This window comes from Lactobacillus sp. CBA3605 (genome assembly GCF_002970915.1).
Classification (GTDB): domain Bacteria; phylum Bacillota; class Bacilli; order Lactobacillales; family Lactobacillaceae; genus Lactiplantibacillus.
Genome location: NZ_CP027190.1, coordinates 803,168 through 815,007 on the forward strand (window position 1 = coordinate 803,168; position 11,840 = coordinate 815,007).

The 11,840-nt window shown below is 44.8% G+C and carries 7 protein-coding genes, 1 pseudogene and 1 riboswitch; of the genes and pseudogenes, 3 read left to right on the forward strand and 5 right to left on the reverse strand.

Annotated elements, in window-relative coordinates:
- Window positions 1-13: 13 nt before the first annotated feature.
- The 5 genes from carB to pyrR form a co-directional block, all read right to left on the reverse strand.
- Window positions 14-3,190: a carbamoyl-phosphate synthase large subunit gene (gene carB, locus C5Z25_RS04025; RefSeq protein ID WP_105451450.1), complete on the reverse strand. Its 3,177-nt coding sequence runs from the start codon at window positions 3,188-3,190 to the stop codon at window positions 14-16.
- Window positions 3,183-4,277, reverse strand: coding sequence for a carbamoyl phosphate synthase small subunit (locus tag C5Z25_RS04030; protein WP_105451451.1), 1,095 nt, complete (start codon window positions 4,275-4,277; stop codon window positions 3,183-3,185). The genes carB and C5Z25_RS04030 overlap by 8 nt, the downstream gene beginning before the upstream one ends.
- Window positions 4,274-5,566 carry a dihydroorotase gene (gene pyrC / locus C5Z25_RS04035; RefSeq protein WP_105451452.1) on the reverse strand — a complete coding sequence of 431 codons (1,293 nt, stop codon included), beginning with the start codon at window positions 5,564-5,566 and terminating at the stop codon, window positions 4,274-4,276. Before pyrC ends, C5Z25_RS04030 begins: the two co-directional genes overlap by 4 nt.
- Window positions 5,550-6,509, reverse strand: a complete 960-nt coding sequence (locus C5Z25_RS04040; protein ID WP_105451453.1) for an aspartate carbamoyltransferase catalytic subunit — start codon at window positions 6,507-6,509, stop codon at window positions 5,550-5,552. The genes pyrC and C5Z25_RS04040 overlap by 17 nt, the downstream gene beginning before the upstream one ends.
- Window positions 6,510-6,668: 159 nt before the next feature.
- Window positions 6,669-7,208, reverse strand: coding sequence for a bifunctional pyr operon transcriptional regulator/uracil phosphoribosyltransferase PyrR (gene pyrR / locus C5Z25_RS04045; RefSeq protein ID WP_105448960.1), 540 nt, complete (start codon window positions 7,206-7,208; stop codon window positions 6,669-6,671).
- Between the two features lie 403 nt (window positions 7,209-7,611).
- Between pyrR and C5Z25_RS04050 the strand changes: the two genes are divergently transcribed.
- The 3 genes and pseudogenes from C5Z25_RS04050 (at window position 7,612) to C5Z25_RS04060 (ending at window position 11,707) form a co-directional block, all read left to right on the forward strand.
- Complete coding sequence (locus tag C5Z25_RS04050) at window positions 7,612-8,292, forward strand: YoaK family protein (protein WP_105451454.1); 681 nt, start codon at window positions 7,612-7,614, stop codon at window positions 8,290-8,292.
- 234 nt (window positions 8,293-8,526) lie between these two features.
- Window positions 8,527-10,116, forward strand: a complete 1,590-nt coding sequence (locus C5Z25_RS04055; RefSeq protein WP_105451455.1) for a PucR family transcriptional regulator — start codon at window positions 8,527-8,529, stop codon at window positions 10,114-10,116.
- Window positions 10,117-10,215: 99 nt separating this feature from the next.
- A riboswitch (purine riboswitch) is annotated at window positions 10,216-10,314 on the forward strand.
- Between the two features lie 68 nt (window positions 10,315-10,382).
- Window positions 10,383-11,707, forward strand: a pseudogene (locus C5Z25_RS04060) (nucleobase:cation symporter-2 family protein).
- The last annotated feature ends 133 nt before the right edge of the window (window positions 11,708-11,840 follow it).

Sequence of the window (11,840 nt, forward strand, 5' to 3'; positions counted from 1 at the left end):
CCCCTTTTCCTATTTATAAGGCTTGCGTCACAAATGATTGTGATTCTAAGACTTGCAAAATTGCAGCAACCGTATCTAAAGCGGTAAACAACGGAATGCCATGGGCAATTGCCGTATTACGAATCAACGTCCCATCGTTTTCAGCTTGTTCTTCATCTGAAACGGTATTAATTACCACTTGAACTTGTCCCGCCTCCATTTGATGGCGTAAGTCATGTTCACCGGTTGCAATTTTATTGACCACCTTGACTGGTAAGCCAGCTGCGGTCAGGTCCGTGGCAGTGCCACTAGTCGCCATTAATTGGAAGCCCAGTTCATGGAACCGTTGGGCTAATTGCCGCGCTTCAGGTTTATCATCATCGCGCACCGTAATCAAGACATTGCCATGGCTCGGTACGTGGAGTTTTGCTGCTTCAAAAGCTTTATATAACGCTTTTGCCATCGTCTGATCGCTCCCCATCACTTCACCAGTAGACTTCATTTCTGGTCCTAACAGACTGTCAACACGGTTCAACTTGGAAAATGAGAAGACTGGGGCTTTAACATGTACGAGTGGCCCCGGCTGCACTAAGCCCGTCGCATAGCCTTGCGCTTGCAGGGTTTGTCCTAGAATAACACGCGTTGCGACCCGGGCCATCGGAATCCCGGTAACCTTGCTTAAAAATGGCACCGTCCGACTAGCCCGGGGATTAACTTCAATCACATACACTTGCTCATCGTGAATGACAAATTGAATATTCATCATACCGATGCAGTTTAAAGTCAGGGCCAATTGTTTCGTATAAGTCACAATTTGTTGTTGCACCACTGCCGAAAGTGATTGTGGCGGATAGACGGCCATCGAGTCTCCCGAATGGACGCCCGCTCGTTCGATATGTTCCATAATGCCCGGAATCAAGACCGTTTCACCATCACAGATGGCGTCCACTTCACATTCTTTACCGACTAAATATCGGTCCACTAACACCGGATGGTCATGAGAGACTTGGACCGCATTATGCATGTAATAGTCCAAATCCGCCCGTTTTTTAACGATTTCCATCGCCCGACCACCTAATACATAACTTGGCCGAACTAAGACCGGATAGCCTAAGCGGTCCGCAATCGCCAATGCCGTGGCTTCATCACTAGCCGTATCGCCAGCTGGTTGTGGAATCTGTAATTGCTTAATCACCCGATCAAATTCATCGCGGTCTTCAGCACGGTTCACATCCGCCACGCTGGTGCCAAGAATTTTAACACCACGTTTTGCTAACGGCGCAGCTAAATTAATCGCAGTCTGACCCCCAAATTGCACGATAACCCCTAAGGGCTGTTCCAAATCAATCACATTCAAAACATCTTCTAAGGTCAAAGGTTCAAAATATAGTTTATCGGAAATCGAGAAATCGGTTGAAACTGTTTCTGGATTGCTATTCATAATAATCGCTTCATAACCAGCTTGTTGAATTGCTTTAACTGAATGAACCGTGGCATAATCAAATTCCACACCTTGCCCAATCCGAATCGGTCCAGAACCAAGAACTAAGACCGATTGGCGTGCACTAACCTGACTTTCATTTTCAGTCTCATACGTGCCATAGTAATACGGCGTCGTGGAAGCAAATTCACCTGCACAAGTATCCACCATCTTATAAACCGGCGTTAACTGATTAGCTTGCCGAAAATGGCGAACGGTATCAACTGTTTCGTGCCATAAATTGGCCACCGTCGCATCCGCAAACCCATTTTGTTTAGCAGTTGTCAGGATTTCCAGATTATCCGGCTGCGCGGTTAACGCTCGTTCAAGTTCAATCAAATGTAATAATTTATCCAAGTAGAATACGTTAATCTTGGTTAATTCCGCTAAGTCTTCAATCTGATACCCCCGACGAATCGCCGCGGCTAAGTAAAATAGCCGGTCATCTTGCGCATGAATCAGCTTATCGCTAAGCGTATCGTCGTCAACCGTTGCTAATGCCGGGTCATCAATATAAGTATGACCAATTTCTAGGGAGCGGACCGCTTTTAACGTGGCTTCTTCGATATTACGCCCAATGGCCATCACTTCGCCAGTGGCTTTCATTTGGGTGCCAAGACGCCGATCAGCATGGGTAAATTTATCAAATGGCCACCGTGGAATCTTGCAAACCACGTAATCCAATGCCGGTTCAAACTCCGCATACGTGGTACCAGTAACCGGATTTTTAATTTCGTCTAAGTGCAACCCGACCGCAATTTTGGCAGCCATTTTCGCAATGGGATACCCCGTCGCCTTAGAGGCTAAGGCCGATGACCGACTTACCCGGGGGTTCACTTCGATAATATAATAGTTAAAACTGTTAGGGTCTAAGGCAAGTTGAACATTGCAGCCCCCTTCAATTTTCAATGCCCGAATAATCTTTAACGATGCATCCCGTAAACGTTGCACTTCACGATCAGATAAGGTTTGGACGGGCGCATACACAATCGAATCCCCGGTATGAATTCCCACGGGGTCGAAGTTTTCCATGTTACAAACTACCATCGCATTATCGGCCGCATCCCGCATGACTTCAAATTCAATTTCTTTATACCCAGCAATGCTTTGTTCAATCAAGACTTGGGTCACTGGCGACAACGCCAACCCATTTTCAGCAATCGTCCGTAAGTCGACTTCGTTTTCAGCAATCCCACCGCCCGTGCCACCCATAGTAAAGGCCGGGCGCACGATGACCGGATAGCCGGTCGTTGTTGCAAAAGATACAGCATCTTCAACCGTATAAGCAATCCCTGAAGCTGGAACGGGTTCACCTAAGGTCTCCATCAGTTCTTTGAATTTCTCGCGATCTTCTGCTTGGTCAATTGCACTCAACTTGGTTCCCAATAATTCAATTTTAAGTGCTGTTAAAATACCGGAATCTGCTAATTCCATCGCCATATTTAGCCCTTGTTGTCCACCTAAAGTCGGCAGAATGGCATCCGGATGTTCCTTACGCAGAATTTGCGAAACGAACTCTAAAGTGATTGGTTCTAAGTAAACCTGATCGGCAATTTCTTTGTCCGTCATAATGGTCGCTGGATTTGAGTTAACTAAAACAACTTCATAGCCAAGTTCTTTTAAAGCTAAGCAAGCTTGGGTCCCAGAATAATCAAATTCAGCAGCTTGCCCAATAATAATGGGGCCCGAACCAATGACCATAATTTTATGAATATCTGTGCGTTTAGGCATTGAAATTGCTTCCTTTCTGCGTCGTTGCTTGTGCAGCCATTAAATCAATAAATTCATCAAAAACATGGTCAGCATCATGGGGGCCCGGGGCGGCGTCCGGATGATATTGAACTGAAAAGGCCGGATAGTGCCGATGTCTAACGCCTTCGACGGTACCGTCATTAATTTCTTCGTGCGTTATCATCAAGTCGGTTTGTACTAATGAGGCCCGATCCACCGCATAACCATGATTTTGGGACGTAAAGTCAATTCGGCCCGTCGCAATTTCTCGCACCGGATGATTGAAGCCCCGATGTCCAAATTTCATTTTGAAAGTATCGGCCCCATTTGCTAAAGCAAATAACTGGTGCCCTAAACAAATACCAAAGAGTGGCACGTGCTTTTCAACTTCACGAATCATCGTCAACGCTTCAGGCACCGCTTTAGGATCACCCGGGCCATTCGTTAACATGATCCCATCTGGATTTAACGCTAGAATTTGGCTAGCCGTCGTGTTGTACGGTAACACGGTCACGTTACATTGTCGTTTAGCTAATTCTCGCAAAATGGAATGTTTCAACCCGAAATCAACCACGACCACGTTGGGTCCAGTAGCTGGATTCGGATAAGCATTGGTGGTAGAACTTTCAGCCACAACGGCCGCATTCAAGACTGTGGCCTGTAGCCGCGTCACAGTATCTGATTTAACCGTATCCACAATGGTCGCCTTCATCGCTCCCATCGTCCGAATATGCTTCGTTACTGCACGCGTATCAATCCCCGTAATCCCAGGAATTCCTGTCATTTTCAAGTAATCATCCAACGACATTTCACTACGCCAATTGCTGGCACGACGGGCAAGTTCATGCACGACCACGCCTTTACAAGTCGGTGTTATTGATTCATGATCATCACGATTAATCCCATAATTACCAATTAAAGGATAGGTAAACATCAAGATTTCACCATTATATGATTGATCTGTAATCGATTCTTGGTACCCACTCATGCCGGTATTAAAAACTAACTCACCGAGTGCAACTGTTGGCGCCCCAAAAGCGGTACCGGGATAAATTGTCCCATCCGCTAAGACTAAATATCGTTTCATGCTTGCCGTTCCTTTCCATAAACCACCTGACCGTCCACCAAGGTCATTAATACTTGACCATAAACTTGCCAACCAATGAAGGGCGAATTATGACCTTTTGATTGCATTTGATCGGCTTTAATCTCATAAGCTTGATCCAAATTAATAATGGCAATATCCGCAGGAACCCCGGGAGCTAGTCGACCAGCTTTTTTTAACCCAAATAATTGAGCGGGGTGCGTGCTCATCAAGGCCACTAATTGACCCAGCGTTAACAAACGGGACTTAACTAGGGCGGTATATAACGTAGCAAAAGCCGTTTCTAGTCCCGTAATTCCAAAAGCCGCGGTTCGCATTGAACCCGCTTTTTGCGCATCCGTATGCGGCGCATGATCCGTCGCAATCATATCAATGGTCCCATCGAGTAACCCCGCAATTAAGGCGGCACGATCCTGCGGTGACCGTAATGGCGGATTCATCTTCAACATCGGATTATCGGACGTAATATCCGTATCAGTTAATAATAAGTGGTGCGGCGAAACTTCACACGTGACGTTAATGCCAGCCCGTTTGGCGTCGCGAATCACACGCACGCTGGCGGCTGTAGAAACATGACATACATGATAATGCACCCCACTGGCTTCTGCTAACAAGACGTCGCGTGCAATTTGGGCAGATTCTGAAATCCCCATAATTCCCGGTAACCCTAACCGATCAGCAACTGGACCAGCGTTCATCACACCACCATAAGTTAAGGAATCATCTTCCACATGGGCCGCTAACGTTAAGCCCGCTTTAGCAGCACCACACATGGCTTGATACATGGTTCCCGCGGTTTGGACGCCGGCCCCATCGTTACTTACTGCAAACGCACCAGCTTGTTTAACGCCAGCAAAGTCAACTAATTTATCGCCGGTCCGCTCAGTGGTAATGCTTGCATATTGGGCCACATGGACGTGCCCTTTTTCAGCATTGGCAGTCACCATTGCGGCTACTTTTGCCGGTGTATCTGGAACCGGTGCCACATTGGGCATGGCGCCAATCGTTGTAAACCCACCATGGGCCGCTGCCATCGTGCCCGTGGCAATGGTCTCTTTCGCCGTCAAACCAGGATCGCGTAAGTGCACATGGACATCCACCAATCCGGGAATAACGAGCTGACCGGTGGCATCAATCAATTGGTCGGCGGCGCCATATTGTTGATTCAGCTGTTGGCCGATGGCTTTTATCCGACCGGCTTGAATTAAAATATCTTGGGTCGTTAGTTGACCAGCTACTAAAATTTGTGCATTTTTAATTAAGGTTGTCATCAATGGGCTCCTTTTCTAATTGGGTCGCATCGAGCAACCCCTGCTGACCTAACAACTTGGCAACCATTGCCATCCGAACATAAACCCCATTAGTCATTTGTTGAAAAATGCGGGATTGTGGCGCTTCAACTAACTCACTAGCTAACTCGACGCCCCGATTAACCGGTGCTGGATGCATAATAATTGCCTGTGCCGGCATGTTAGCCGCCCGAGCCATTGTAAGGCCATATTGTTGATGATAAGTCGTCGCATCAAAAGCGGCATTGTTCACCTGAGTTAACCGTTCGTGTTGCACCCGCAATAACATCATGACATCCATCTGACCGACTAAGTCATCAAGCGGCTGATACGTGCCATAGGCGGAAAAGTCACTGTTATACCAAGCTTCAGGTCCACTAAAGTACACTTCTGCCCCGAGCTGAGTTAATAACATCATGTTTGAGCGAGCCACGCGCGAGTGCTGTAAATCACCCACAATTGCAATCTTCAGGCCTTTAAAATGACCGAATTCTTCATAAATCGTTAACATATCTAATAAAGATTGCGATGGATGTTGCCCACTGCCATCACCAGCATTAATTAAGCTCAACGATAACTTGGCCGCCACGATAGCATCGTAATAGTGGTCTTTAGGATGACGAATTGCGACTAAATTAACCCCGATTGCGGCCACCGTTTTAAGCGTATCTAATAAACTCTCACCCTTAGTGACGGAACTCGCTTGCGGGTCAAACGGAATAACTTGCACCCCTAAGCGTCGTTCGGCCATCTCAAAACTAGTATGCGTCCGGGTACTGTTCTCAAAAAACAAGTTCATGGCGTAGACCGGTTGCTTTAACGACACCGTTAACCCCCGTTTAAATGCTTGTGCCAAATGAATGTAGGTCATCACATCGGTGTTACTAAACTGATCAACACTCACTAGATTATTCGTTGTTTGCATGCTCTTTTGCCGTCTCCTCATTATTTTTAGCCTAAGAAAAAAGTCTAACCCCGTTGCAAATTTGTTTGCAAAGAGGTTAGACTCCGATTAAAATGACCACGCATGGTCAACCGTTTCGTTCCTCTCTGGAAACAATTAAATGGTTAATTATTCAATTCATTATTCTAATTTTTCGATGGCAATGCCGTCATGACCATCATGTTCTTCTAAAGCGACACTTACCTGTTCATCTAGGGCCGTTGGAATGTTCTTACCAATAAAGTCTGGCCGAATCGGCAATTCTCGATGGCCACGATCAACTAAGACAGCTAGCGAAATCTTAGCTGGCCGGCCTTGATCCATTAAGGCATCTAACGCTGCTCGCACCGTCCGCCCGGTAAATAACACATCATCGACTAAAATAATATGCTTCCCATTAATATCGACTGGAATTTCAGCACCATTTAAGCGTGCTTGTCCCTGAACATCAATCGCATGATGATCATCACGATATAAGGTAATATCTAGTGAACCAACTGGCACGTCGACGCCTTCTAATTGCTTTAGACGTTGCGCCAACCGTTGCGCCAAAAAAATCCCCCGGGTTTTAATCCCGATAAAGACCAAATTACCAACGCCTTTATTTTGTTCAATAATTTCGTACGTAATCCGCGTTAACGCGCGGCGCATCGTCATTGCATCAACGACTTCTCGTGCCATAATAGTCAGCTCCATTCATTTTATTGGGTGGTATGGGGAAAAGAAAAAAGTCCCCCCGTTTTTCCTGCGAAAAGCGTGGGAGACTCCTAGTTACGTTCCCCTTGTTAGCCTCACAGGACTAATTTAAAGGTGCTCTTTAATTTCACTAAGTGTAACTAAATGTCAGCAGACTGTCAAGGAAAGATTCCAAGTTGGCAGGGCCAAGTCCTGCTATTATTATCACGCCTAACAGTCCGGCCAAAATTCCCGATTGCTCATTTCTTTAAAGACTTTTAATTAGCGACATAATCCCCGTCAATATAGGCTTTCATCCTAGTTGTACACGTGTTATCTGGGCTATGTCAACTTAAATTGCTGAACTTACGCTATACTGAATAGACAAAATTTTACTGAGGTGACTAAATTGAAACAGCGCACTAATCCAGCCCGCGAGCAGCTGTTGTTCAGTAGTGGCTTAATGCTCGTAGCGGGAGCTTTAGAAGCTTACACGTACTTGGAGCACGGCACCGTCTTTGCTGGCTTCCAAATGGGAAACTTAATTTTATTCGGTTTACAGCTCGGCCAACTAAACTTCACCCGGTTAGGCAATTATATCGTGGCGATGCTCGCTTTCATGCTTGGAACCCTACTAGTTCAGGGCTTACACGCCTATTTAATTCGTAAGCACCATCAACCAACTTCTGGCCTACTCTGGTCAGAACTACTTATTTTATTACTAACAACACTCTTAATGACGTGGTTACCAGAAGTCATCTTGATTGGCTTGCTAGCTTTGGCAGCGGCCGTTCAAGTTCAAATTTTTCATACCTTAAAAACGACAACTTTAACAAGTAGTCCTTTGACTGACTATTTCCGCATGCTAGCGGCTGCATTAAACGCTGGTATCCGGCATCATGACCAAGCAGCGCGCGTCCAAGCTTTGGATATACTCATTATTATGGGAAGCTTCGGTCTCGGAGCTGTCCTGATTGGCCTATTAGCGCCACTACTTAAAACTTATGCTTTGCTTGGCCCCGTAGTCGGCCTATTGGGCCTAATTACATGGCGCCACCAGCGCCAACAACAACGGCAATGGAAACACTAACTACTGGCACGCTCGGACAAAAGAAACTAATCATTACAGGGATTTTGTGAATTCTTGTAGCGATTAGTTTCTTTTTCATTAACGGCGGCTGTTTGCTGGACACATCATTAACCCAACTAACTTTCGGCTAAATCAATTCATCATTTTTTAATCTTATTTTCATTTAAATATAGTCAAACTGCCAAATTATCGGTATACTACTTGTGAAAGATAACCAATTTTAGGGGGGATTGCATGCATTTAAAAACTTTATTACAAACCCCATCAATGCATCAGATGCGGGTCATTGCGGGCACTCAGGGCCTCAACCGGGAAATTAACACTATTGGGATGATTGAATCACCTGACATTGCTAACTATTTAAAAGCCCATCAATTTCTCATTACTAATGGCTATCCCTTTACTAATGCCACGACTGACCCAGCAGCTTTAATTCAAGCCATGCATCAAGCTCATTGCGCCGGACTAGGCGTAAAAGACCAGCGCTTTTTGGACCACCTACCAGCCGCTGTGATTGCATTGGCTAACGAACTTGATTTTCCTATTATTGTGACGCCCGCTGCAGAATTGATCTCGACGACCATGCGTAAAATGCTCACCATTATTCTCAGCTCACAAACGGATGAGTTGAGTCGAATCGTTCAAGTCAACCAAACCTTAGCGGACTTGTTATTGAAAGATCCGTCGCATGCCACCGTCTTGAATAAATGTAGTGACTTAATTACGCATCCGTTATTTTTAATGGACAGCCATTTTCGCGTCGTCAGTGCTTCAGAAGACTTACCTCTGACACGTCACACGTTGACACATTATTTACGCACCGAGACCAATATCGATTATTTAAATTTACATACCCAGCTGACCTTAGACTATCATGGTCAATCCATTACGATTCACCCTTTATTTTCCACTTACAAAGAAAATAAAGCGTTTATCGGTATTTTAAATTTCGATGCCACTAACTCCACCGATCAGATGTTGGCCCAAATCGTCTTAAACACGTTAAGCTTCGTGAATAGCCGCACTGATATGTTAAACGAATCTGCATTTCGTAACCAAAGTGGTTTTTATTTGAACGTCATGGACGGCGGCATTTCCAATGACTTAATTCATAAAATCTTGAAGAGTCGCGAAATTGAACCAAGCACTAAATTCCACTGTGCGACCATTCTGGTCACGACGCCGCACCAAACGCTCTTGAGCAATGCCTTGTTGGAACAAGTTCAACAGTTAACGTTATGGTTTATTAAGGAATATCAAACACCAGTCATTGCCTTCTCGCTCAAACAACAATTGGTGCTACTGATTAATGAGCGCCAAAATGCCCAACATTTTTTATTAGCACTGGTCAACTTCATTCAACCGCGGCTGGCAAAACCAGCGCGCCTAATCGCCGGTTATAGTTACTCCACATTACCGTTAACTGAACTAGCCACCATTTATAACGAAGCCGCTGAAGCGTTGGCTTTGAGTCGACATAGTCAACAAGCCGTCACGATTTATCGCCCGAAATACGTCAAAGAACTGATTTCATTGATTCCACATAATGAGGCTAAATCTTTTGTCGAGCGCGTTTTAGGTGGCTTAGTTGGGAGCGTGAGTGACAGTGAACAGCTAAACCTGTTAAATACGTTATATGGCTTCTTTTACTACCATCAAAATATTGCCGAAGTTGCTGGTCATCTGTCAATTCACCGTAACACCGTCATTTACCGCTTAAAGAAAATTGAAAAAATGCTCATGCTGACCTTGGATGATCCGGAACAAACGCAGACGCTTGAAATGGCCGTTTTACTTTGGCATCATCAACAAGTAAAAAAGTGAACGTTTTCATTATTGCCATGAGCGCTTGTGACGATTTCACGAACATTAATTTGTTCGATTCCATTTGTATTCGGTTTTCATCTATGCTAAACTTATCCCATTCTAATACGAGTAATTGCCTATATAATGTCATGATATGGATGACGAGTTTCTACCCAGTGCCGTAAACACTGGACTATAAGCAAACGAGGACATCCCGTTTGCCGGGGTGTCCTTTTTTTTGGCATATTCGCAGAATTGAGGAGGAAGATTTTTTGAAAGAGACCATTGCAACCCCTAAAATCTCCAATGTCAAAGCGGCGATTTTAGGTTTTCAACATTTATTAGCGATGTATTCTGGCGACGTGTTAGTGCCTTTATTGATTGGTGCCGCCTTGCATTTTAGTGCGCAACAAATGACTTATTTAGTTTCAATAGATATTTTCATGTGTGGCATTGCGACTTTCTTACAATTAAAGCGTACGCCATTAACCGGGATTGGGCTGCCAGTTGTTTTAGGCTGTGCCGTCCAAGCGGTCAATCCATTAATCCAAATCGGTAAAACTTACGGTTTAGGAACAATGTACGGCTCAATTATTGGTGCCGGGATCTTCATCTTCTTAATTGCCGGCTTATTCTCTAAAATTAAAAGCTTATTCCCCCCGTTGTCACAGGATCATTAATTACAATTATTGGGTTCACTTTAATTCCTGTCGCTTTTGAAAACTTAGGTGGCGGTGATGCTAGTGCTAAAAACTTTGGTAGCTTACCTGCCTTAGGAATTGGCTTCTTAACCATTGCTATTATTTTACTCATCAGTGTCTTTGCTAAAGGATTTATGAAGTCCGTAGCCATTCTAATCGGCATTCTGGCCGGAACTTTATTGGCCGGAGCCTTTGGGATGGTTTCACTAAAACCTGTTGCCGCCGCCAGTTGGTTCCACTTGCCGACTTTGTTCTACTTCGGCACGCCCCACTTTGAATGGTCGTCAATTTTGACCATGATTTTAGTTTCCTTAACCACTATGGTTGAATCAACTGGTGTCTTCTTCGCATTAGGTGATATCACCGGGCGTAAAATTGAGGGTGAAGACTTAAAACGTGGATATCGTGCAGAAGGTTTAGCCGTTATTTTGGGCGGTTTGTTCAACACCTTCCCTTACTCCACTTTTTCCGAAAACGTCGGCGTCGTTCAATTATCTGGCGTCAAAACACGTAAACCAATTTATTTTTCGGCCGCCTTTCTAGTTTTACTGGGCTTATTACCAAAGGTCGGTGCCTTAGCAACGGTCATTCCGGCGCCAGTTTTAGGCGGTGCCATGGTTGTCATGTTCGGGATTGTCGGCATTCAAGGTATTCGGATGTTGGCTCAAGTTGATTTTCAAAACAACAATAACTTATTGGTTGCCGCCGTTTCAATTGGCTTAGGATTAGGCGTTACTGTCCAAACAAACATTTTCCAATTTTTACCCAATGCACTGCAAATCATGTTAAGCAACGGAGTCGTCGTTGGTAGTTTAGCAGCCGTCTTACTTAATCTCCTCTTTAATCGGCATGCCGCTGAAAAAAAGATTGATGATGAAGCGGTTGGGCTAAATGAAACTGATCAATAATATAGTCTAACGAGACTGAGACAACAGAAGAAAAGTGCTGCAAGAATTTCGTGACTTCTTGTAGCACTTTTTTTGTCCTCAAGGTTGTCGAAAGAGGCGCCAAAAATCAGTTCGTGCCGCTTAACCCGAAACC

Coding starts and splice junctions, on each gene's coding strand:
- carB (WP_105451450.1), bottom strand. CDS start 3,190: ATGCCTAAACGCACAGATATTCATAAAATTATGGTCATTGGTTCGGGC.
- C5Z25_RS04030 (WP_105451451.1), bottom strand. CDS start 4,277: ATGAAACGATATTTAGTCTTAGCGGATGGGACAATTTATCCCGGTACC.
- pyrC (WP_105451452.1), bottom strand. CDS start 5,566: ATGACAACCTTAATTAAAAATGCACAAATTTTAGTAGCTGGTCAACTA.
- C5Z25_RS04040 (WP_105451453.1), bottom strand. CDS start 6,509: ATGCAAACAACGAATAATCTAGTGAGTGTTGATCAGTTTAGTAACACC.
- pyrR (WP_105448960.1), bottom strand. CDS start 7,208: ATGGCACGAGAAGTCGTTGATGCAATGACGATGCGCCGCGCGTTAACG.
- C5Z25_RS04055 (WP_105451455.1), top strand. CDS start 8,527: ATGCATTTAAAAACTTTATTACAAACCCCATCAATGCATCAGATGCGG.